The organism is Collinsella sp., assembly GCF_052346665.1.
Lineage (GTDB): Bacteria > Actinomycetota > Coriobacteriia > Coriobacteriales > Coriobacteriaceae > Collinsella.
Window position 1 is genome coordinate 18,028 of record NZ_DAWDUX010000008.1, and the last position, 22,181, is coordinate 40,208.

Below are 22,181 nucleotides of genomic sequence, written 5' to 3' on the forward strand. Positions count from 1 at the left end.
CGCTGGCATGGCGTCAATTATTCATCCTGTTGACAATCGCCTTGCCGATTAAATGCGGTATGCCCACGATGAGGGCGTTTCCCATGCAGAACGCACGGTTGACATCAGTCATGCCGGTGTCCGTCCAGCCTCTCGGGAAGCCCTGAAGCTGATCGAGCTCATCTGGGACCAAACGGCGATACCTGCCGTCCGCCGTCGCGACAATATGTTTGCTTCGAGAAGCCGACCCCCCCCCTCACTGGTAAGGATGGTTCGGGCAGGCGCGTCAACGGGGTCGGGAAAAGCCATGGCGCCCTCAGAATACCGATACGTAAAGCCCGTCTTTTTGTTGACGCGTGGCTCGTTCTTCCCACCCTTGAAATAGCGCCATTTGGCAAGCTTCGCCTCGTCGACGAAAAATTCTTCCGGCACCTCAGAATCGGAAACGAGAACGTCGCCCAGCGTCTTGCTCGGCCCTTCATACGCTGCCTCGACTTTTGCGGTCATAACTGTACAGCCCTGCATGACTCCCGCATTTTGAAACGGGGATGTCTTAAGCCCCACGCCGAAGCGCTCCGTGTTCTCAAAAGGATCGTCATAAATCGGAATCGTCGCTTCCGTCGCAACGCATCGCGCCGGAAGCGCATCCGCCATAACACCCGCGCGGAGTCGTTCCTTCAGATCCCAAGCGTCTTCCGTCCGCTCTGCGTAGATATACACTCTGCGGCGCTTCTGCGGGAACCCGTAATCCGCTCCATTCACCACACGCCATTCCGCGGAATATCCAAGCGAAGCCAAGCAAGACAGAATAATTGCGAAGTCGCGACCGCGTTGCGACGCGGGACTCTTGAGCAGGCGATCAACATTTTCGAACAGACAGTACTTGGGCTGCTTCAAACGCAGGAACCGATAGATGTCCCACCATAGAACACCCTTCTTGCCCTCAATACCGTTTGCCTGTGACAGGGGCTTTGCCACGGAGTAATCTTGACAGGGGAATCCGCCGACAACCATATCCACATCGGGAATATCGATCTCTCCCACTTCATAAGCGCCCAAAACCGCATGTATGTCTTCGTTGACCACGGAACCGTAGCCGAATCGCTCTTCATAACAACGCGCAGCAAACTGCCTGGCAGGAGAGCCCTGGGGCTCCCACTGATTCGCCCAAACCGTCACGAACGGCCCGGCAGCGGGCATCTCAAACTCCGGATGATCCTCATTGCTATAGCCCTCAAGACCCAGGCGAAAACCGCCAACCCCCGCGAACAATTCCGCAACTCGTATCACGTTTCCAGTCATTCCGCTGTGTCCTAGCCTCTCTTCAAGCGCTTCATCAGTCGGAGCGCGCAAATCCCGCCTTACTCTATCGATCTCGGATGCGATATAACGCGCGTTCAGCCAAAAGCACTTCTTCGTCTCGAACGATCCATAAGGCGTCGGAAGCACATCTGCTTTGTTTCTGCCATGCGGCCTTACATGGCAACACCGATTTTCCGTTGATTTGACCGACTGGTCCGCATGACCGGATCTCACCCGCCGCTGCATTTCCTCATAACAGCGACGCGCTTCCAGCAGGTCCATGTCGGGCATCTGCCAAAAGAGCAGCTCAGCCAATCTAAACGTACCTTTATCGGCCGCGTCCTCCCGATATACAACGAAGAGATACTTCTGAGCCAAGTAACGCCTAAAGTCACTGGAATTGAACTCACATATCGCAAGGTCGCAGTAATCGAACGTCGGAAATGAAATCGACTCCTTGGGCATTCCGTTGCACTTGATCCTCATCGTCTTTGGCTTCACGCCCGCTTTCTCAAACTCCGCGATGCGAGAATCCTCGTCGACACCCAGGATGTGCTTCGTTATAAGCGCGCAAAGGTTCTTGGGCTTCCTATTTCCCTGCCACCCATATCCACACACGCTCGCCAATTCGTTTTCCGACAAGCCTATATATGGCTCGAATCTACGCCTCACCAACGCAAGCAAATCGAGCCCCGAACTTCCACTGTCCCTGCGAATTGCCTGTGCTTCTAGCATGCCGTTGAGCGCGACTGTCATATACGAAGGCTTTATTGCCCAAGCCCTCGGCTTGGCGGGGACATCCGAATACGGTTGCTCCGTTCGCTTCGCGGCATTCGCCGCTTTGGTCGCTGCCTCCAGATACAAGGTGTCCGAACCGGACAGCTCATGAGCCCTGCCTCGGCGAATCTTCCGCACGACGATATCCCAATCCCTTTTGAACGTCGGGATATCTTCATCCGGAATCCCCCAGAGCTCCACAAGCTTGACGAGATAATCAACGGGATTGAGCTCTTTGTCATATTGGTACGCAATGAGCAAGATCTGGTGTAGCTTCTTCTGAAGCGAGCTCGTCTCCCAAGTCTCATCAACAACGCTCATATAATTGATCATGCTAATTACCAGACGCTCTTTAGCCGAAAGTCGCCCGTCTTTCAATTGTTTGAGCGGAGTCGTTTTCAACTCAGTTCCAACTTCGGCAAAATCCGCATCAGGGTCGCTATTGATTTCATAATGGAAGTAGTACTTTTCAACCGCGTTGCCGAACGACCCCCTTCTTTTATGTGGGTCCTCGACTCGCTCCAGTCCCGGGCATTCCTCCCTGAGCGTATGGCCTTCAAGACGCTTGGCATACGCAAGGATTGACTCAATTGAAGAGCTGTCATATTCCAGGGTTGCGTCCACGATTTCCACCTTATTAGGAACGCCTGTTCGATCTCTGTATTGTACCGATCGAACAGACGTTCCTCAAAGTAGGTGCAGTCGGATTGGCGGGAACCAATGCTTGCCCGTATTCCCTTCGCATCGCCTATACAATATTGATCAACGCAATTCCCACACCAAAGGAGCCCTCGCCATGTCCAACTCCTACCTTGTCGTCATCGACATGCAAAATGACTTCATCGACGGCGCCCTGGGCACGCGCGAGGCGCAGGCCATCGTCGAGGCGGTCGCCCAACGCGCCAGCAGCTTCAGCGGCACGGTCGTTTTCACCAAAGACACCCACGGCAGCGACTACGCAACCACACAAGAGGGTCGCAACCTGCCCATTCCCCACTGCATCGCCGGCACGACCGGCTGGGAGCTCGCACCCGCCCTCGAGACGGTTCGCACCCACCGCAGCGCTCCCGTGTTCGAAAAGCCCTCGTTCGGATCGCTCGACCTTGCCCGCTGGCTCGTCGCGCAAAACGACGCCGAGCCCATCGACTCCATCGAACTCTGCGGCCTGTGCACCGACATCTGCGTGGTCAGCAACGCCCTCACCATCAAGGCGCACCTGCCCGAGGTCCCGCTCAGCGTGAACCCCGCCCTGAGCGCCGGCGTCACCCCCGCCGCGCACGACGCCGCGATCACCACCATGGCGAGCTGTCAGGTGCAAATCCTGTAACCGGGCTCGGGCCTCGTTTTGCGGCGGCCTTTCGCCCCGATGACCCGCCTGAGACAGACCCCATACCCACGCACGGGACTCACCCCGCGCCGTCTCTCGCGACCTTGCGATTGGCGGCGTTCTTGTTTTTTGGCCAGCTACCGTGCCAACGCTGCAGCGTACCATTTGAATGCTGGGATGAGCTGCATGCGCAGCACGTTGCGACGCGCATCGAAACCGCTGCTGCGGATTCTCAGCCGAATGCCCATCGCACGTGCAACGTCCACGACGAGCTGGTTGTACAGATGCTCTTCGACAATGTCCTCGTACCAGACGTTCAATATGGTCCAGCCCGAGCCAACCAGCTTGTTCTGCCTGCGGTCGTCGCGCTCGACCTGCTCGATCGTGTGGAACTTGCGGCCCTTGTACTCGAGACCGACCTTATGACCGGGGAATGCAACGTCCACATAGCGGTCCCCGTCGGCGGTTGAGACGCGATGGTTGAGCGAGACAGGCCCGAGGGCATAACCACCGAGTCGCCGCGGCCAGGTAAGCAATGCGCAAAGAACGGATTCCATGGGCGAGTTGGAGCCGTCACCGACCAGCTCAAGCGCCTCGCGGGCCCGGACGATCCCCGGCGCTCCGGGCATCGCATCCAGCACACGGGCGATCTGTTCGACGGAAGTCAGGGGCTTCGCCGTGTTGGTAAGACCATCCCATGAATCATCGAGGAGGTAGGTTCCGCACAGCTCGAGGCCGATCATCGCCAGCTCCTCGACGGTGCGCTGCCGCTTCTTGTGCAGGTCCACTGTTGCAAGATGCAGAAATGTCAGAGCCGGGCTCGTCACTAAAACATCCCTATTCACGTAAATAAGCGAACGAGGTGGCAACTCCGCCGCGCTGCGGTGGCACACGATGTCGTCGCGGCTGCGGGCGCCCGACTCTTTGGACACCAGGATGTGCACGGGACGCGTTTTCACACCCAAACGCCCCATGTCGTCCGCAAACATAGCTTTTGGCGATATGCCGCAGCCATCCAGTTTTTGCGTGCGTGGTCTATCCAAAAACTCCGGCGCCAATCGTCCGCTCGATCGCATAAATTCGAGCGCTGACTCTCCAAAAATGCATACGCTCATGACCGTCGCCCCCTCGGCCCGATACGTTTTGCTCAGTGTGGTCAAAATACCCTGATTGTGCGCTGAGCAATCAGTGACGCAGTTGCGTTTGCCCAGGATTGGGCAAACTGATTCCGCCGACCACGCGCCCTGGCACCCATTGCCTCCAGCCGCCATCGACAAAACCCCAGGATTGTCCCGCGCCAGAAAATATGCACGAGCGTTTTGGCCCCGCTTTCAGCGCACAATCAGGGTATTTTGACCACTTTTCCGAAAACGGATATATTGTGACCCCCTTTTGAGGGCTTGAGCGCTTTTTCGCGTGCCACGTTGCCGCCGCAGAACCACCCGCCGCCACCCCTCCCTGAGCGTCCAGACAAAAGCAGGGGTCCAATCAGCTCTTGGCCTGTTCGGACGGACACTTGAACGCCCCATCTGCCCCGTTAACACGCCGATCGCCATTACATGACCATCTCCCTAAGGCCTTGAACTGCACGTTCGCTCATTTGTGAACTATTTAAGAATGAATCCTAATATGTTTCCGTTTTAGGCCCATATGATTCTGGAACTGTGCCATAATGCAGTTGTCCGAGCGCGAGCCACCCACCGGTTCGCCCGCGCAATCGCCTGTGTTCAAAGGAGAACAAACATGAAGTTCGTTTGCCCCGTTTGCGGTTACGTTGAGGAGTTCGACGGCGAGGAGCTGCCCGCCGATTTCAAGTGCCCCCAGTGCGGCGTCTCCGGCGACCGCTTCACCAAGGTCGAGGAGGGCAAGATGACCTGGGCCGCCGAGCACATCGTGGGCGTTGCTCACGAGGAGGGCGTCTCCGAGGACATCATCGCCGACCTGCGCGCCAACTTCGAGGGCGAGTGCTCTGAGGTCGGTATGTACCTGGCCATGGCCCGCGTTGCCCACCGCGAGGGCTACCCGGAGATCGGCCTGTACTGGGAGAAGGCCGCTTACGAGGAGGCCGAGCACGCTTCCAAGTTCGCCGAGCTCCTGGGCGAGGTCGTGACCACCTCCACCAAGAAGAACCTCGAGATGCGCGTTGAGGCCGAGAACGGCGCCACCGCCGGCAAGTTCGATCTGGCCAAGCGCGCCAAGGCCGCCGGCCTGGACGCCATCCACGACACCGTGCACGAGATGGCTCGCGACGAGGCCCGTCACGGCAAGGCCTTCGCCGGCCTGCTCCAGCGCTACTTCGGCTAAGTCTTAGTCGCAAGTCCCCTAGCTTACACAAACGAAAAAACGCCGGCCTCCTGAGGTCGGCGTTTTTTCAACCAACATGACACCACATGTCGCCGTCTATATGAAACGTTTGAACGCTGGCGCTGTCACGGCGCAGCATATAGGGCGTACCCGAATATGGACGCCATCTATCACAGCCCGGTTTTTTACTCCACGCCCGCGAAGGTAGCCTCGCTCCGCTTGCGAGCGGCGCGCATCAGAAGCAAGCTACTTGTGATAGGGCTCGCCGCGCATGATCTTGAAGGCACGGTACACCTGCTCAAGCAACACCACACGCGCGAGGTTATGCGGCAACGTGATACGCCCGAACGAGAGCCGCTCGTCGGCGCGGGCGCGCACCTCGGGCGAGACCCCGCACGACCCGCCAATCACGAACGTGATCGAGCTTTCCCCGCGCAGCATGAGGTCGTCCAGATGCGCCGCGATCTCCTCGCTCGAATGCTCCTTGCCCCCGATATCGAGCAGCACCACATGTGAGCGCTCGGGGATCGCTGCCAGGATGCCCTTGCCCTCGAGCTCTCGGCCCGCCTCCTCGCCGCCGGACTTCGCCGGGTCGCGATCCGCGACCTCGACCATCTTGACGGTCGCATACGCACCCAGGCGCTTTACGTACTCCGCGCAGGCGTCCGCCCAGAATCGCTCCTTGAGCTTGCCCACTGCGACCACGGTGATCTTCACTGAATCCTCCTCGATAAACGCCATGGCGCGACTCGCGCCACTGGGGCCACACGAATCGGCGCGCACCCTGTGGCTGGCGCCCCTACGCTTGACGATAGGTCTCGAAGAACTCAGCCAGATCTTCCATCGCCTCGCGCAGCACACCCATGCGCGGCAGATACACGATACGGAAGTGGTCAGGCTCGGGCCAGTTGAAGCCGCCGCCGCGGGTGATGAGAATGCCCTTCTGGTGCAGCAGGTCGAGGGCGAACTGCTCGTCGTCGTGAATGTTGAACTTCTTCACGTCCATCTTCGGGAAGATGTAGAACGCCGCCTTGGGCTTGACCGCCGTAATGCCGTCGATCGCGTTCAGCGCCTCGTACACGTAGTTGCGCTGCTCGTACACGCGGCCGCCGGGCGCCACGTAAACCTTGACAGACTGGTGCCCGCCCAGCGCGGTTTGCACGATGGACTGCGCCGGCACATTGGAACACAGGCGCATGTTAGAGAGCATGTTCACGCCGAGCATGAAGTCGCTGCCCAGGCGCTTGTTGCCCGACACGATCATCCAGCCGATGCGGTAGCCCGCGATCATATGGCTCTTGGAAAGACCGGAGAAGGTGACGCAGAACAGGTCGGGCGCCAGGCTCGCAATGGAGATGTGCTCGGCCTCGTCCATGCACAGGCGGTCGTAGATCTCGTCCGCAAAGATCATGAGCTGGTGCCTGCGTGCAATCTCGACGATCCCCTCGAGGACGTCCTTGGAATAGACCGCACCCGTGGGGTTGTTGGGGTTGATGATGACGAGCGCCTTGGTACGCGGCGTGATCTTGGACTCCATGTCGGCGAGGTCGGGGTTCCAGTCTGCCTGCTCGTCGCAGAGATAATGGACCGGCGTGCCGCCCGCGAGCGTGGCGCAGGCGGTCCACAGCGGATAGTCGGGCGCGGGGATGAGGATCTCGTCGCCGGTGTCGAGCAGGGCCTGCATGCACAGGTTGATGAGCTCGGACACGCCATTGCCCGTGTAAATGCCGTCCATGCTCACGTTCGGCAGGCCCTTGAGCTGCGCGTACTGCATAATCGCCTTGCGTGCGGAGAACAAACCGCGACTGTCGGAGTAGCCCTCGCAGTCGGGAAGCTGTTCGCGCATATCCTGGATGACCTCGACAGGAGTGCGAAAGCCAAACGGTGCAGGGTTGCCAATGTTGAGTTTGAGAATGTGAGCGCCCTCGGATTCGAGGCGCGCGGCCTCGTCGACCACGGGGCCGCGGACATCATAGAGAACGTTGTCGAGCTTGGAAGACTTGCTGAAGGTGCGGATGGCGTCGGACATGATAATCCCTTCGGGGTGCGAGCTGGCCGAGTCGACGGAGTCGGTGTTCTTGTCGAGGCGGCTCATGTGGATGCGGGGCTCGGGGGCGGCGGCAGGCCGCGCCTCGGCTCGCCCGGGGGGATCGGAGGTCGTGCACGCGGAGGGTGCACTCTCCCCCATCAGGAAACTAGGTTCAATTTCCAAGATATCGGATAGCAGCTGCACAACCGCGCGGCGCGGCAAGGTTTTGCCGCTCGCGTACTGGCTCACTTGGCTTTTTCCGAGCTTGGCCCCTCGCTGGCTCGCCATCCGAATCAAGTCGGCCTGCTTGAGCCCTCGACGGTCCATGCCCTCACGCAAGTGCTGCGCGAACGATTCCGCCGTGGCAGGCGAATCGACAGGCATGCGCTTCTTCTCAACCATCGGCACTCCCAACAAGTCAATGGAACCAATAGTTCAATTTCTGGGAGTTTACCATATGAGTTCAATTTTAAGTTCAATTAGTTCAATTTAAACGAAAGCAACGCCCCGCACGGCATCGGTGCCACGCGGGGCGCAAGGCGCGGCGCCCGCGCAGCCCGACAATCCAACAGGGCGCGCACCCACTCCGGATGAAGCGCTGCCCTATGCGCGGCGCTCCTTCACGCCGAGCGTGAAATAGGCGAGGTGGAACACCCAAACGCACACGAGAATGATGCGCCCGACGGGCACCTGATGCATCAGGGCAAAGCCAATCGACATCAGCACCGTCACCACCGCCATGATGCGCACCTTTGCCGCGCGCGTCATGCCTTGATCCGACACGTAGCCCTCAAGATTCTCCTTGTACAGCTTGGTCCCCAAAAACCACTGGTTGAGGCATTCCGAAGCCCGAGCGAAGCAAAACGCCGCCAACAGTAGAAATGGAAACACCGGCAACAGGGGAATCACAGCGCCGACGGCGCCCAGAGCCAGAGCAGGGCACCCACACGTCGCATACGCGCATCGTCTCAAGTTCATTGGGCATCCTCCCCGGCATTGGGCAGATGGTGGTGCCAGCCCGCCTTGTTCTCCAGAAACGTGTCGCCCAGCTCGGTGTACTGGCCCCAATACCTGCTCAACAGTTTTTTCGCCCACGTCTGCACCGCGGCAATCGACACGGGGATAAGCGGCACGCACACGAGTAGGACAAGTGCCGCGCGCAGGCTCACGGTGGAAAGGACCGCGAAAAGCGTGGGTGGAGCGAGCATCGCGTAGAACAGCTGGAGTAGGTACGCCGCGAAATAAGTCTCGAGCTGCTCCACGCCTTCAACGGCGACTTGCACGACCTCGAAGGTCGCCGCGGTCTGCCGGTACGTCGCCCCAAGGCGCAGGAGCTTCTCGTAGAGTTGGGTGCGCAGCGTGCGCTTGACGGCGCGCGAGGAACACACGGCGAGCAGTGATGCTCCGAGCGAACAATGCGTCGCGCTTATACCTCTGCACGGCACCCGGGGGCCCTGTCGATATGAAAAACGCTCCGACCCGAAGAATCGGATCGGAGCGTCTTCATGCAAGCATCTCACGCTGTGCCCACTCTGCCGTCAAACGTGCGGCAATACGGGCCGGGACGATTAGTAGCGGCTACCACCGCGACGGTCGCCGTAGTTGCCACGGCCACCACGGTCGTCACGAGAGCCGTAGCCGCCGCGGCCACCGCGGTCGCCATACCCGCCGCGCGTGTTGCGATCGCTGAACTTGCGGTCACGGTCGCCGAAGCCGCCGCGACCACCACGGTCGCCGCGGTCGCCGAAATCGCGACGAGGACCGCGATCGCCAAAGTCCTTGCGAGGACCGCGATCGCCGCCACGGCCGCCGAAGCCACCGCGACCGCCACGGTCACCGCCGCGGCCGCCGAAGTCCTTGCGCGGACCACGGTCGCCACCGCGAGCACCAAAACCGCCACGGGAGTTGCGGTCGTCGTTATCCAGGCCCATCTCGGTGAGCGGGTCAATGAGCTTGTCCATGAGGGCCACGATATCCTCAGCGTCAAGCTGAGAAAGCTGGGGGATGAGCTTCTTGCGCTTGCCGCCCAGAGAAGCGGCGATTTCCTCGGCGTTCTCGTTAGCGGAGACGAGGATGGCGCGCATGTCCTCTTCCTCGGGCATGACGCGGGTCACAGCACCGGCCTCCTCGGCCTCGCGCAGGATGCCGTCGAGCTCACGCAGACGCATGCCCAGCAGGTCGGACATCTCCTTCTGCTCCATCCGGGGCTTGAGCTCAAGGAGCTTGAGGGCGCGCATCAGTTCGCTGGCGCGGGCGGCGTCGGCCTCAGCCTCACGGCCCATGGCGAACTTACGGTTGCGCAGCAGGCGAGCAGCCTTCTGCACCTTGTCGAACAGCTGGTCGTCGAGGGAGAGCTCCTCGGCGGCCTCCTCGGCGTCGGCGTCCTCGGACTCGGCAGCGGTCTCGGCCACGTCGTCGGCGGCCTCCTCGACCTCGGCAGCCTCGGTGGCCTCGACGGCCACAGTGGCTTCGTCCATGATCTCGTTCTCGTTCTCGATGTTCTCGGACATGTCGTCCTCCTTCTGCGCCCGCAGGCGCGCTATCGGGGGCTGATCGCCCCGGCGCCACTCACGTCTTTCAAAAATGTCTGGCACCATCTCCACGCCTTCCGGCGTCTCATGCGGCACGCTCCATCTGAGCCTCGAATGCCGCCGTAAACCAGTGTACGCGCCGCAGCCTTGATTCCCGCGTGCACATTTCGTGACACACAGGTTCCGCATTCGCTCCGTTTGTGAACAAGCACTGCCCCCCTCCGCGATGGCGCCGACGCTCCGAAACGGCACCGCGCGTGTAATGTCGAGAAAATCACGATAGTAGCGCTTCAATTTCGACATCACACGCGCGGAACTTCAGCGTTCGGGTTCACCGTCGCAGGCCATGCATGCCCTGCGGCAACGCCAGGTGTTCGGGCTCGCCATCTCGCCCGTGCACGCCTCATGCCAGCGTCGGCACTCGGGGTCGTCATCACGCCCGCGCACACCTCACGCCAGATAGCGCTCGACATCCGCAACCCGCGCCTCTCCGTCGCGCCTACCCACCTGGTAGACGCGCTCAAGAACCTCGGGGTCTTTGACCGAGATGGGCGCCTTTACCGACTCACTCGGGCGGATGACGAGCAGACGCCCCTCCGCTTCAAGACGAGCAACGTCATCGAGTTGTGCATTGTAGCGTTCGTGCCGGTTGGCCAGCAGCTCAATGAGCCTAGGGTACTTGCGCAAGGTCAGGCGCAGGATGGGCATGAGGCCGTTGGGCTCCTTGCGAAAACCTGCCGGCTGCGTGAGGATCGCCACGTTGCGGTCGTATCCGTGGCGAACCATCCACATCGCGGGGATGGAGTTCGCGATGCCACCGTCGAGCAGGATGTGCCCGTCGAGGCGGACGGGATTTGCCAGCATGGGCACGGACGCGGAGGCGCGGATCCAATCAAGATCCTCCTCGTCACCGCGCTCGATGTCATGGTAGATGGCCTTCCCCGTCACGATATCGGTGCACACCACCGTGAAGCGCATCGGGTTCGCCTGCAGTGCCTCGACATCGAACGGATCCAGCTCGAGAGGAACCGTGCGATACGCGAAATCGACGCTGTACAGGTCACCCGTGCGCAGCAGGTTGCGTATGCTGGCGTAACGCGGATCGGCACAGAAGCGCTTGTTGTAGCGAATGGCGCGGCCGGCCTGACGCGACTTGATGTTCACGCCGAACGCGGCACCGGCTGACACGCCCACCGCATGGTCGAACTCGATCCCATGCTCCATGAACACATCGAGGACGCCCGCCGTGTACAGGTCACGCATGCCGCCGCCCTCAAGTACCAATCCCGCCGTCATCTGCGCCTCGCCCCTCCTCGTATCACGCCTCTTTCGACAGGCAATTCTACGCCCATCGCGAAAAAGGGGGCGAGCGCGTTTGAACTGCGCCCGCCCCTCCGACTGGGCCCGCTTTCCCAGCAGGAAACCCTACAGGTCGCGATAATCGATGAGCTCGAGATCGCCCCGGCCCTCCAGCCAAGCGCGCAGGTCGGGGTCGAGCAGGGCATCGACCTCCTTGGTACGGTCCTCGGTGAGCGACGAATGCGTGAGGATGTAGTGGTCGAGGTAGCCTGGGTGGCACACGAACACGACCGTCTCGCCGTCGCGCATCTCCTCGACCGTCTCGCGGATCGCGGCGGCAGGGTCGTAGCCCGGAGCTTGCGAGCGCATGACCATCCGCACCGGAGTGCCCCCGCACTGCACCACGGCGGACGGGTCAAACGAGGGCACCTGGTACGTATAGCCGTGCTCGCGCGCCACGTGCCCGATGGCCTCGTTGAGGTTCTTGGAGAGCACGGCGTGCGCCTCGAAGTACTCCGGCTCGCGGCCGACGATCTGGACAAACCGCGCGAGCTGCGCCTCGATCTCGATGACCGCCTCGTCGAAGTCGACGAAATCGACGCCCTCCTTGTAGCAGGCGCGGTACTCGCGACTGCTCTTGAACTCGCCGTTGCCCTGCAAAAGGCTCGGGATGAGCGCGGGGTCGGCGCATGGCGCGCCCAGGCACACGTTGGTGTGCTGCCCGACGGCGATATCGCAGTCGGCGATGAGCGACCACCCGTGCGCGGCCTCGGGCATGTTCGGCATCACGCCGACCGAGCGCACCAGGCCCTCGCGGACGCTGCGCTCGATGCCCAGGTCGACGGCGCGCGAATACCCCACGTCATCGGCGCGAATCAAAAGCTGCTTCACTGCATACTCCTTTCCATAACACGCGGAAGGCCGCCGTTCATAACGACCTTCCAGCGCAAATCTTCATGCGGCGATGCGGGCGAATGGGCTCGCAAAGCATCGGTCCGCCTACCTTACAGCTTGGCTGCTGCGGCCGCCTCGGCATCCTCGGCGAGCTGCTCCTTGGTGAAGCCGAAGAAGTAGGTGACCGCTGCGGCGACCGCGAACGCCACCAGGGAAGAGACGACGCCCATCGTGAAGTTGCCGGTGCCGCCCGCAACGAACCCGACGACCCCCAGAATGTTCGTCGCCCCGAGAACGTAGGTCGTCACGTTGAAGAACGCAGCGAGGGCACCGCCCACGGCGCCGCCGACCACCATGCCCGCCAAAGCGCGCATGTACTTGAATCCGCATCCATACAAAGCGGGTTCAGTGACGCCGCCCACGACGCCGGAAAGGGCGTAGCCGAGACAGGCGCCCTTCTCGTCCTTCTCCTTCAGCCTCATGAATGCACCGAATGCCATGCCCCAAGTCGCGAACTGGGCGATTCCGCCCGCGACCATCACGCAAGAATCCGAGCCCGCGGTAAGCAGCTGCGTGATGCCGAGCGTCAGCAGAACCTGATGCATGCCCGTCATCACGAGGAACTCCCAGAAGGCGGCGATGACCACGAGCGACAGCATGGTGACCACGCCGCCGGTGTTCCCAAGCCCAAACATGACGGTGCCCAGCGCCCCGCCGAGTACGAAACCGATGGGCGCAAGCGCGCAAAGCGAAACGGGAATCATGACCGCCATGGTGAGGAAGGGCACGAATACGGTCGCGAGCATGTCGGGGACGATCTTCTTGAAGAACTTCTCAACCTGCCACATGACCGGGACGCACAAGATGACCGGCAGAACCGTGCTCGAGTAGTTGTTGAGAGCGGCGGGTATGCCGTACACCGACGTGGTGGTCGCCCCGGTCTCGGCGGCAGATGCCACGAGATCCATGAGCTCGGGCGCGATCAAAACGCCGCCCAGCATCATTCCCAGCTGAGGGGAGGCGCCCAGCTGCTTGGCGGCGGACCAACCGAGGAATATGGGCATGAAATAGAAGCCCGCGTTATAGAGCCAGTTGTTGAACAGGAGGTACTCCTGGCTGTCAGCGGCCCACATGTTCAGCATCCCGGGACCCATCAGCACGGCGATCGTGCGGAACATCGCGGCGCTGAGCATGATCGGGATGAGAGAGATCATGGACTTGGACAGGTAATTGAGCACCGCCCCGCCCGCCCCCTTGAGCGTAAAGGGCCGCTTCTCCCCGTCGAGGCTCTCGTCGACGCTGCCGCCGCCATCGACCCCGAGCTTGATGGCCTCGGCGTATACCTTCGGCACGTTCTGGCCGATGATCACCTGATACTGACCGCCGGACCACTGCGCGCCCAGCACGCCCTTGATGCCCTTGATCCGGGCGTCGTTGGGGACCGACTGGTCCTTGAGGTTGAGGCGCAAACGCGTCATGCAGTGCGTGGCGCTCGTGACGTTCTCGGCTCCGCCGACGGCCGCAAGGACCTCCTCGGCGATTTTCCTGTTATCGACTGCCATCGTCTTTCCTTCCCACAGATATGGCGTACAGCGTAGCGTGTGCGACCTCCCGGGGCCACGTGCGCATCATGGCGTCCCGCATTCGCGTTCCGAAGCGTTGATCGTGTTGTGGGAAAAGCGGTGCACTCGATCCCTCGGCATGAAAAAACGCCCCGAAGCATTACGCGACAGCACGCTTATCCAAGCGCGCCATCTTGGTAATGCCCTGCGGAGCGAGCCGTAGGTAGCACCCAATACGCGACAAACTATATCGAAGACAGGGACCGGGGTCTCGAAAATCGCGCCAAGAAGCCGCGAACGGTAGCTAACGGGCGGTGAGCGGTACCGACGCACCGCCGAATGGACGCCGCCGCGGACGGCCGCCTCAAGGCGTTACGCCACCCCCGACGTCACGCCGATAATCCGGTTGACGTGGAGGATGAGGTAGATGAGCTCCTCGCGCGTCAGCTCCGCATCGAATGAGCGGGAAATGAGCCCCGCTATGCGCCGGGCGCACGCCACGACTTCGGGATACTGCTCCTCGAGCACCTCGTACAGGCCGAGGTTCTCAGACTCGACGGGCTTGCCCTTCGCGATGCGGTCCAGCAGGTAGCGCAGATGCGTGGTGAAGCGCGTGTAGGCGAACGAGCTTTGGTCGACCTTGACGCCCATGTCGGCCTCGACGATCTGGACGATGCCTGCGAGCAGGCGGTCCGTGCGCTCGCTCAGCTCCGCGGTGCGGGCACTGCTCCCCACGGCGGAGCTCACGATGGACAGGGCGATGCCCGCCGCCTCGCCTTTTGGCATGCGGACGCCAAAGGTGCGCTGAATGCCCTTGAGCGCGATCTCGGCCAGGCGATACTCGACGGGATGCGCCTGCTCGACATCAACCGCGAGCGGCATGGAGACGACCATGTGCTCGCGGGCGCGCTTGATGGCGAACTGGATGTGGTCCGCGAGCGTGATGGGCAGGTTGGAGCTGAGCTCATAGGAGAGCTGCTGCGTCACGATGTCGGCGAACTGGGCGGAAAACTCCAGGATATCCGGATCGACCTCGTCGATGAACGAGAGGTACTTGGGGTCCACGCCGTAAAACGTGCGTTTCACGTCCTTGAGCGAGACCTCGCGCGGCATGTCGCCGAACCCCACGCCGCGGCCCAGGGCGATCAGCTGGCGCCCGCTGCCGTCCACGCAGATGGCGGCGTTGTTGTTGATGCGCTTGATGGCTCGCATTGACCGGACTCCCCCTCGGGCATCGTCATCGACTCAGATACGCTGATTATACGAGGTGCGTCAGCGCGGAGGGACGATGCAGTCGTAACGCACCGCCTTGCCCGCGATGCTGTGGCTGGGCTTGACGCCCGCGAGGTGCGGGCCCTTGACGGGGCGCTTGACCACGATCTTGCGCGGGCGCGCGGCAAGGGCGGCCCGCAGGAGGGCGTCCTCGTCCAACGGATCCGCGGGGCGCTCGAGCCCGTGAATGAGCTGGAACTTCTTCTTGACCGCAGCGCTCTTGGTGCGCCCGGGGAACATCGGATCGAGGTACACCACATCGGGCCGGGCACCGGGGTCCTGTGCCCCCTCGGCGGCGAGCGCCGCCAGCGTATCGCGGCTGTCACCCTCCACCAGGCGCATGCGGGCGACGATCGGGGCCAGCGACGGGTCCCGCGCGGCGCGCGCGAGCGCATCGGCCAGCAAGGCGGCGATCACGGGGTCCGCCTCGCAAAGCGTCACCTCGAAACCGGCGGCAGAGAGCAAAAACGAGTCCTCACCCAACCCGGCGGTCGCGTCCACGGCGCGCGGGTGCTCGACGCCCTTGATGCGCGCGGCCTTGACCAGCATCTCGCGCTGGAGGGCGCCGGGCTTGATGCGGGGCAGCATCTCGGCGAAATCCGGCATGAGCTCCATGCCGTCGCGCGCAAGGGCGAGGCCCGCGCGCGAGACCTTGAGGCATAGCCGGCCGGCCGGCGACGCGGGACCGGCCGAGCACCCCGTCAGCGGTGCGCCCAGGTGCGCCGCGAGGGTCTCGGCCTCGGAACGGAGCGCGTCGTCCCCGCACACGACCGTGATCGCCGATGCGTCCACGCGGGGCACGCCGTCGGCCTGACCGGCCGCCGCCAGCGCGTCCACGCGGGGCGCATCATCGATCCGGCTTGCCGCCGTCAGCCCCATGCGGGCCGCGCCCTCCGTCGGCCGCTCGCCCGAAACCTCAATTCCATCCACGAAGAGCCGGTCCGTCATGCGCGGTCGCCGCCCTTGAACGCGCCGGACACGCGACGACGCACCTTGCGCGGGCTGAGCGCGGAGGCTGTCGCAGGAATGTCGATGTTCACGCCCAACAGAATCTTGGCGACCCAGAAGTAGAACAGCAGCACAAGAATTGGAATCAAGCACGAGGTCACGAGCATAACCGCCAGCGACTCGATGAACTGGTTGAGCGACTCCTGCGCACCTTCGACGGCACTCGAGATCCCGCCCGTCACCGTGTCGATAGCGTCTTGGAAGAAGCCGAGGATACCGCCCTCGTTTTGCTTCTCATCGCTCTTCTCCGCCTCGGCAGCGCCCTCGGCCAGCGTTTCCGCCGACTCGATGGACTCCTGCATGGAGGTCTGATACGTGGCGTCGATCCGGTTGGTCACCCATGAGCTCGTGGGGATCGCCAACAGCAGAACGGCACCGAGAACCGCCAGCTTGGCACCAATACCCAGGGGGATCTTCACCCAAGGGCTGCGCCCCCACTGCCACACCACGGCGATGCCGAACAGCGCCGCGATGGGAAATGCGAGCCCCAGCGCCGCAGCGCTGAAGATGGCGATGAGGTACTTCTCGAGGAAGAGCGCCGCGAGCACGATGAGAAAGCCCGTGCTGAGGTCCATGAGCTTGTCGGCGATGGGCGATCCCGCATCGCCAGGGATGGCGGAGATGAGAGCCGAAGCGCCCGCCGAACCCGCCGTGAGCGTGAGCACGTTGTCAATCTTTTCGTCGATCGTGGCAATCACATCAGCGTGTGCCGATGGCGACGAGAAATGCGGCAGGAGAATGAACCAGCACACGAGCGCAGCGACGATGAGGGCCGCCGTGATAATCCAACGTGTACGGTCGGGCATCGATGCACCGGGAAGTGCCGCGGCGCCCGATGGATCCCCGACATCCATGAATGCGGCGTCCCGAGACTCACCATCGGGGTACCCCTCGTCAAAACCCCGATCAACCTCGACATACCCATACTTGTCCAGCTCACGCGTGCGGTCGCGGTCCGTGCCGCGGCGATCGAGTCCGTTCATATGCGCCTCGCAATCGTGCGGCCAAGTCCGATTCGCGCCCGAGGGGGCGCGGACGCTCGGCCGGTACAGAGCCCGGCAACCAAACCATGCCGCGCTGCCAAATCTCTGCTGCCATTTTAGCAGTCGCCCCGCCTCCATCGGGAAGCGGGGCGACTCAGGCGGCGAAGATGCGACGCGGACGGCGTTACGCGCAGACCGGGACGCCGACCGTAGCCGCGATGCTACGCGCGGGCAGGAGCGTTACGTGCAGATGGATGGCATTACGCGCGCTCGGCGATGTCGAGCACGAACTGCTCGGTCTTCTCCCAACCGATGCACGGGTCGGTAATCGACTTGCCGTACACGCCGCCGTCGACGGGCTGGTTGCCGTCCTCCAGGTAGCTTTCCACCATAAAGCCGCGGACGATACCGTCGATGGCCTCGTTGCGGCGGCAGGAGTCGAGCACCTCCTTGGCGATGCGCAGCTGCTCGAGCGGGCGCTTGCCGGAGTTGTCGTGGTTGCAGTCCACCACCACACCGGGGTTGGCGTAGCCGGCCTCCTCGGTATAGCGCTCGGCCAGACGCTCGAGGTGCTCGTAATGGTAATTGGGGTAGGTGCGCCCGTCGAGGCCGATGTAGCCGCGCAGCACGGCGTGGGCCAGCGGGTTGCCGGGGGTATCGACCTCCCAGTTGCGGTAGATGAAGCCCTGCTCGGCCTGGGCGGCGTAGATGGAGTTGAGCATGACGCTCGTGGAGCCCGCGGTGGGGTTCTTCATGCCCACCGGCACCGAAATGCCGGACGCCACCAAACGGTGTTCCTGGTTCTCCACCGAGCGGGCACCCACGGCGACATAGGACAGCAGGTCGACCAAGTACTGATAGTTCGTGGGGTAGAGCATCTCATCGGCGGTGAAGAAGCCGGTCTCCTCGATCACGCGCAGGTGCATGCGGCGGATGGCCTTGACACCCTCGAGCAGGTCGTCGCCGGCCTCCGGGTCGGGATTGTGCAACAGGCCCTTGTAGCCGGTGCCCTTGGTGCGCGGCTTGTTGGTGTAGACGCGCGGGATGATGAGCAAGCGCTCGCGGACGCGCTCCTGCAACTCGGCCAAGCGGGTCATGTAGTCGAGCACGGAGTCCTCGCGATCGGCAGAACAGGGGCCGATGATGAGTACGCGGCGGCTGTCCTCGCCGCGAAAGATGGCGGCAACTTCGGCGTCGAATGCACGCTTGGCCTCGACGAGGTCGGCGCGCAGGGGCATCTCCTCGCGGATGTCCTTGGGTATGGGCAGTAGGCGCTTGAAGTGCATGGCCATAAGAGCTCCTTACGGGTTGAGCGGCGGTCGGGGTGCGTCGAGCGGGCGCATGGCAGGTCGGATGCTGCGCGATGCTTGGCGATCCGGGTCAACGCAAGCTCGACAAGACCGACAGGCCACGGACGCGACGCATTTTTTCGTAGGGGAGATTATCGCTCACGACGCACAGCGCCCAGGGCGTTGGTCAAACGATTTAACCTGCGCGTCATATGTGCCATACGCGCATCTCAAGGCACAAATGCCCGTGAAGCTCATGCGCGTTCATCTATGATGTGGTGTAGAGGATTGTTTTCCACATCTTCATTCGATCTCGAGCATCGGCGCGTTCGACATCGAATTACCGTCTATGATACCGAGATACAGCACCCAACCCAAGCTAGAGATGGGATCCGAGCATGGGAGACCGAGAAGACACTCAGCGCCGCACAATCGGACCGCTTGGCATTGGAGCCGCCCTGTTTGCAGCATGCGTCGTTTTAATCCCCCTTGTTTTCCTCAGGATTCCCGTAAACAGCAGCTCATCTCATCTGTCGAGCGCAACGGGCATAATTCGTTCTATCGACATCGAAAGATCCCGAGCTTCAATAGAATTGACCGACCATGATCCTGCCGAGTTTCCGTTCCGCGATGAACCCGTTTTATTCGAGGTGCCGGAAGGCCATCTTGGACAAGAAGGTTTTGAGGTCGGAGACCCCGTCGATGCGACCTTTTTCTACACAAGCCCGCCCAAAGAACCGCTTGAATGCGTTGCCATGGAAATAGCCACGGATCTCAATTCTGCGTCTGTCACCTAATTGAAGCTAGCGTCGATTCGCACGCCAGATGAGGTGCAGACCGCGCAGGGTGAGGGCCTCGTCGACGGTGGCCTCGTGGGCGATGAGGGCAGCGACGCGCGCCGCGCCGTCGCCCGTAATCACCACGGGGGCATCACAGCCGAGCTCGCCCATCACGGCGTCAAGGAGGCCGTCGATGCGCGCCGCCTCGCCCAGCACCACACCTGACTGCATGGCCGCACGCGTGCTGCGGCCGATAACCCGCTCGGGCGCACGCAACTCGATCATCGGCAGACGCGCGGCGGCAGACGTGAGCGACCGGGCGCCCAGGGCCACGCCGGGCGCGATGATGCCGCCCGCGAACGCGCCCGACTCGTCCACGACCTCGATGTTGGTCGTCGTGCCTAGATCGACCACCACAACGGGCGCCCCATAGGCCTCGCGTGCCGCCACGGCGTCCGCCACGCGATCGGAGCCCACCTCAGCTGGATCGTCATAACGCATGCGGATACCGGTTTTAATACCCGGACCGACGACATAGGGACGCGTGCCGCACAATTTGCCCAACGCGATGTCCCACACGTCGCTCAAACTGGGCACCACGCACGACAGAATCGCAAAGCCGGGCTCGGGCGCGTCGAGCATGTCGATCGCACGGGCAGCATGGGCCCACGCCTCGTCCGCCGTGCACGATGCGGGCGTGGTGATCTCCCACGTGCCCATCAGCCGGTCCTCGACGAATACGCCGAACTTGGTCACGGTGTTGCCCACGTCGACCGCGAGCAGACAACCCTCGGCAAACGCGGGGCGAACAGACGTCGACTCCTCGATAAAACCCTCGCTGGCACCCATGACGCCCTCCAAGTTCTCGAGCATTTTTTCCTCTTTCGAGCTTACACTATAGCGGTCCTAATGCCGTAACCCGACTCTCCAATGAGGGAGAGCGGATATACGAGGGAGATCAAATTGAATCGAACGAACGAGCGCGCGCCTCGGCGCGGGCAAATCAGCGTTGCCGGTGTCATCATCGGCTGCATCGGCTGCGTCATCATCACGGCTTCGTCGGTCTACACCGCACTGAAGATGGGAGCGCTGCCGTGGCCCACCATCTTCACCTCCATTACCGCCCTGGTGCTCCTGCGAGCCCTCGGCCGCACGAGCCTCAGCGAGGCGAACGTCACCCAAATCATCATGTCGGCAGGCTCCATGGTCGCTGGTGGCCTGGCCTTCACCATCCCCGGCATCTGGATGCTCGGCATGGGCGATAAGGCCGGCTGGGTCGAGATGCTCGCCGTGGCTCTGGCGGGCACACTGCTCGGCCTGGTGTGCACGGCACTGATTAGGCAGAGGTTCGTCGAGGAATCCGACCTCGAGTACCCCATCGGCACCGCCGCCGCCGAGACCCTCATGGCGAGCCGTGCAGGCGGTGCCACGGGCAGGAAACTGTTCGGATCCATGGCGGCAGCGGGACTGTGGTGCGCGCTGCGCGACCTGGCGGGCGTGATTCCCTCCATGCTGCTCGCCCTGCCCATTCCCGGCGTGTCGTTCGGCATCTACAACTCCCCCATGCTGCTCTCCGTGGGCTTTCTGGTGGGAGGTGCCGCCGTGGCGTTCTGGTTCGCCGGTGGACTTATCGCGAACTTCGGCATCATCGTGGGCGGCAGCACCGCGGGGCTCTGGGACGTGGCAAGCGCGCAGGGCATCGTGTCGAGCCTTGGCATGGGTCTCATGATGGGTTCGGGCCTCGGCGTCGTCGTGCACGACATCCTGCCCAAGGCCGCGCGTGCCTGGAGAGGAACGCGTGGGCATCGGGGTGCGGCCGAGACGGATGCCGGTGCGACGTCCGGGGCAGGCGGCGTCACGCCGCGCGACCGCGGTGTCCTCGCCCTGTTCGTCGCGGCGGCGGCGCTTCTTATCTGCTTTGGCCTCGGCCTCTCCCCAATCGTCTGCATCGCGGTCGTGGCGCTCGCATTCGTGACCACCATCATGAGTGCCCAGTCGGTCGGACAGACCGGAATCGACCCCATGGAGATCTTCGGCCTCATCGTGCTACTCGCCGTCGCCGCCCTGGGCGAGACCAACCAGGTCAAGCTGCTCTTCGTCGCCGGCGTGGTAGCCGTTGCGTGCGGCCTTGCGGGCGACGTCATGAGCGACTTCAAGACCGGGCACATCCTGGGCACCAGTCCGCGCGCCATGTGGATCGGCCAGGCCATCGGGGCCCTGCTCGGCACGGTGATAGCCGTAGCGGTGATGGTGGCGCTGCTGTCCGCATACGGCCCTGAGTCCTTCGGGCCGGGCAAGCTGTTCGTTTCCGCTCAGGCAAGCGTGGTCGCCACCATGGTTTCGGGCATCCCCAGCGTGGGCGCGTTCGTCATCGGACTTGTAGGCGGCGTGGCCCTGCACTGCCTGGGCATCCCCGCCATGATGCTCGGCCTCGGTGTGTACCTGCCGTTCTATATGACCATATCCGCCGCACTCGGCGCATGCGTCAAGTGGGCATACGACCGCCTCTCCGCGCGGAGCGCCGGTAAGACAGGCACTGGTACGGTCGATAACGCGAAGGAAACCACACACGACGAATCTGGCATCATCGTCGCCTCCGGTGTGCTTGGCGGCGAGTCGATTGTGGGCGTGATCATTGCACTCATGTCCGTCGCGGGGGGACTCTTCGGGTAAATCCGCGAACGAAGATGCAGGGGCGGCGCGGATTGCGGGCGCGGGCTTTATGCGCACGCATCCGTACCAAGTCCCCAAGCGCACAGTCGCTCCGCTCTTCGCACTGGGCGTCATTCTCTTCATAGGTCATGCCATCATGGGACGACTCTAGGTATTGGACAAAGAGAACGCGG

Annotated in this window: 20 protein-coding genes; 4 read left to right on the forward strand and 16 right to left on the reverse strand. The window is 62.5% G+C overall.

What is annotated here, in order from left to right:
• Positions 1–13 precede the first annotated feature (13 nt).
• Together ACT8II_RS02390 and ACT8II_RS02395 are read right to left on the reverse strand one after the other, a co-directional pair.
• Entirely contained in the window at positions 14–172 is a 159-nt protein-coding gene (locus ACT8II_RS02390) for a hypothetical protein (protein WP_366921401.1), read from the reverse strand.
• Complete coding sequence (locus ACT8II_RS02395) at positions 109–2,682, reverse strand: Sau3AI family type II restriction endonuclease (protein WP_302741096.1); 2,574 nt, start codon at positions 2,680–2,682, stop codon at positions 109–111. The genes ACT8II_RS02390 and ACT8II_RS02395 overlap by 64 nt, the downstream gene beginning before the upstream one ends.
• A 172-nt stretch (positions 2,683–2,854) precedes the next feature.
• On the opposite strand from ACT8II_RS02395, the gene ACT8II_RS02400 reads away from it, so the two are divergent.
• Positions 2,855–3,385, forward strand: coding sequence for a cysteine hydrolase family protein (locus ACT8II_RS02400; RefSeq protein WP_443812921.1), 531 nt, complete (start codon positions 2,855–2,857; stop codon positions 3,383–3,385).
• Positions 3,386–3,522: 137 nt separating this feature from the next.
• Here ACT8II_RS02400 and ACT8II_RS02405 read toward each other — a convergent pair whose 3' ends face one another.
• Positions 3,523–4,500, reverse strand: coding sequence for an endonuclease domain-containing protein (locus tag ACT8II_RS02405; protein WP_233546235.1), 978 nt, complete (start codon positions 4,498–4,500; stop codon positions 3,523–3,525).
• Between the two features lie 628 nt (positions 4,501–5,128).
• Between ACT8II_RS02405 and ACT8II_RS02410 the strand changes: the two genes are divergently transcribed.
• Positions 5,129–5,689 carry a ferritin family protein gene (locus tag ACT8II_RS02410; RefSeq protein WP_040360524.1) on the forward strand — a complete coding sequence of 187 codons (561 nt, stop codon included), beginning with the start codon at positions 5,129–5,131 and terminating at the stop codon, positions 5,687–5,689.
• 246 nt (positions 5,690–5,935) lie between these two features.
• Here the strand turns inward: ACT8II_RS02410 and rlmH are convergent, their stop codons facing one another.
• From rlmH to ACT8II_RS02470, 12 genes are all read right to left on the reverse strand, one after another.
• On the reverse strand, positions 5,936–6,406 hold the full coding sequence (rlmH, locus tag ACT8II_RS02415; protein ID WP_443812922.1) for a 23S rRNA (pseudouridine(1915)-N(3))-methyltransferase RlmH: 471 nt from the start codon (positions 6,404–6,406) through the stop codon (positions 5,936–5,938).
• 82 nt (positions 6,407–6,488) lie between these two features.
• Complete coding sequence (locus ACT8II_RS02420; protein ID WP_443812939.1) at positions 6,489–8,045, reverse strand: aminotransferase class I/II-fold pyridoxal phosphate-dependent enzyme; 1,557 nt, start codon at positions 8,043–8,045, stop codon at positions 6,489–6,491.
• Between the two features lie 276 nt (positions 8,046–8,321).
• A complete protein-coding gene (locus tag ACT8II_RS02425) occupies positions 8,322–8,696 on the reverse strand; it encodes a YbaN family protein (protein WP_443812923.1) in 375 nt (124 codons plus the stop codon).
• Positions 8,693–9,238, reverse strand: a complete 546-nt coding sequence (locus ACT8II_RS02430; protein ID WP_366465288.1) for an ABC transporter transmembrane domain-containing protein — start codon at positions 9,236–9,238, stop codon at positions 8,693–8,695. Before ACT8II_RS02430 ends, ACT8II_RS02425 begins: the two co-directional genes overlap by 4 nt.
• A 48-nt stretch (positions 9,239–9,286) precedes the next feature.
• A complete protein-coding gene (locus ACT8II_RS02435; protein WP_443812924.1) occupies positions 9,287–10,228 on the reverse strand; it encodes a hypothetical protein in 942 nt (313 codons plus the stop codon).
• Positions 10,229–10,699: 471 nt separating this feature from the next.
• Positions 10,700–11,545 (reverse strand): patatin-like phospholipase family protein, encoded by an 846-nt coding sequence (locus ACT8II_RS02440; RefSeq protein ID WP_443812925.1) that lies wholly within the window; start codon positions 11,543–11,545, stop codon positions 10,700–10,702.
• Between the two features lie 129 nt (positions 11,546–11,674).
• Positions 11,675–12,439: a ChbG/HpnK family deacetylase gene (locus ACT8II_RS02445; protein WP_118654241.1), complete on the reverse strand. Its 765-nt coding sequence runs from the start codon at positions 12,437–12,439 to the stop codon at positions 11,675–11,677.
• A 113-nt stretch (positions 12,440–12,552) separates the two neighbouring features.
• Positions 12,553–14,004, reverse strand: coding sequence for a PTS transporter subunit EIIC (locus ACT8II_RS02450; RefSeq protein WP_443812926.1), 1,452 nt, complete (start codon positions 14,002–14,004; stop codon positions 12,553–12,555).
• Between the two features lie 372 nt (positions 14,005–14,376).
• The gene (locus tag ACT8II_RS02455) at positions 14,377–15,216 is read right to left on the reverse strand and encodes a PRD domain-containing protein (RefSeq protein ID WP_118654239.1); all 840 of its coding nucleotides are present in this window, start codon (positions 15,214–15,216) and stop codon (positions 14,377–14,379) included.
• Positions 15,217–15,276: 60 nt separating this feature from the next.
• On the reverse strand, positions 15,277–16,224 hold the full coding sequence (locus ACT8II_RS02460) for a class I SAM-dependent methyltransferase (protein ID WP_443812927.1): 948 nt from the start codon (positions 16,222–16,224) through the stop codon (positions 15,277–15,279).
• Positions 16,221–17,267: a hypothetical protein gene (locus ACT8II_RS02465; RefSeq protein ID WP_118654238.1), complete on the reverse strand. Its 1,047-nt coding sequence runs from the start codon at positions 17,265–17,267 to the stop codon at positions 16,221–16,223. The genes ACT8II_RS02460 and ACT8II_RS02465 overlap by 4 nt, the downstream gene beginning before the upstream one ends.
• A gap of 260 nt (positions 17,268–17,527) precedes the next feature.
• Positions 17,528–18,559, reverse strand: a complete 1,032-nt coding sequence (locus ACT8II_RS02470) for a 3-deoxy-7-phosphoheptulonate synthase (RefSeq protein WP_294123251.1) — start codon at positions 18,557–18,559, stop codon at positions 17,528–17,530.
• A 395-nt stretch (positions 18,560–18,954) separates the two neighbouring features.
• On the opposite strand from ACT8II_RS02470, the gene ACT8II_RS02475 reads away from it, so the two are divergent.
• Positions 18,955–19,353 (forward strand): hypothetical protein, encoded by a 399-nt coding sequence (locus ACT8II_RS02475; protein ID WP_118654236.1) that lies wholly within the window; start codon positions 18,955–18,957, stop codon positions 19,351–19,353.
• Positions 19,354–19,359: 6 nt separating this feature from the next.
• Here ACT8II_RS02475 and ACT8II_RS02480 read toward each other — a convergent pair whose 3' ends face one another.
• Complete coding sequence (locus tag ACT8II_RS02480) at positions 19,360–20,208, reverse strand: type III pantothenate kinase (RefSeq protein ID WP_233546232.1); 849 nt, start codon at positions 20,206–20,208, stop codon at positions 19,360–19,362.
• 90 nt (positions 20,209–20,298) lie between these two features.
• Between ACT8II_RS02480 and ACT8II_RS02485 the strand changes: the two genes are divergently transcribed.
• Positions 20,299–22,008: an OPT/YSL family transporter gene (locus ACT8II_RS02485; RefSeq protein ID WP_118654235.1), complete on the forward strand. Its 1,710-nt coding sequence runs from the start codon at positions 20,299–20,301 to the stop codon at positions 22,006–22,008.
• Positions 22,009–22,181: the final 173 nt, after the last annotated feature.

Bases quoted from the DNA above. Each gene is read 5' to 3' on its own strand.
- ACT8II_RS02400 (WP_443812921.1), top strand. From the start codon at position 2,855: ATGTCCAACTCCTACCTTGTCGTCATCGACATGCAAAATGACTTCATC.
- ACT8II_RS02405 (WP_233546235.1), bottom strand. From the start codon at position 4,500: ATGAGCGTATGCATTTTTGGAGAGTCAGCGCTCGAATTTATGCGATCG.
- ACT8II_RS02410 (WP_040360524.1), top strand. From the start codon at position 5,129: ATGAAGTTCGTTTGCCCCGTTTGCGGTTACGTTGAGGAGTTCGACGGC.
- ACT8II_RS02420 (WP_443812939.1), bottom strand. From the start codon at position 8,045: ATGGACCGTCGAGGGCTCAAGCAGGCCGACTTGATTCGGATGGCGAGC.
- ACT8II_RS02425 (WP_443812923.1), bottom strand. From the start codon at position 8,696: ATGAACTTGAGACGATGCGCGTATGCGACGTGTGGGTGCCCTGCTCTG.
- ACT8II_RS02435 (WP_443812924.1), bottom strand. From the start codon at position 10,228: ATGTCCGAGAACATCGAGAACGAGAACGAGATCATGGACGAAGCCACT.
- ACT8II_RS02440 (WP_443812925.1), bottom strand. From the start codon at position 11,545: ATGACGGCGGGATTGGTACTTGAGGGCGGCGGCATGCGTGACCTGTAC.
- ACT8II_RS02450 (WP_443812926.1), bottom strand. From the start codon at position 14,004: ATGGCAGTCGATAACAGGAAAATCGCCGAGGAGGTCCTTGCGGCCGTC.
- ACT8II_RS02455 (WP_118654239.1), bottom strand. From the start codon at position 15,216: ATGCGAGCCATCAAGCGCATCAACAACAACGCCGCCATCTGCGTGGAC.
- ACT8II_RS02460 (WP_443812927.1), bottom strand. From the start codon at position 16,224: ATGACGGACCGGCTCTTCGTGGATGGAATTGAGGTTTCGGGCGAGCGG.
- ACT8II_RS02465 (WP_118654238.1), bottom strand. From the start codon at position 17,267: ATGAACGGACTCGATCGCCGCGGCACGGACCGCGACCGCACGCGTGAG.
- ACT8II_RS02470 (WP_294123251.1), bottom strand. From the start codon at position 18,559: ATGGCCATGCACTTCAAGCGCCTACTGCCCATACCCAAGGACATCCGC.
- ACT8II_RS02475 (WP_118654236.1), top strand. From the start codon at position 18,955: ATGGGAGACCGAGAAGACACTCAGCGCCGCACAATCGGACCGCTTGGC.
- ACT8II_RS02480 (WP_233546232.1), bottom strand. From the start codon at position 20,208: ATGCTCGAGAACTTGGAGGGCGTCATGGGTGCCAGCGAGGGTTTTATC.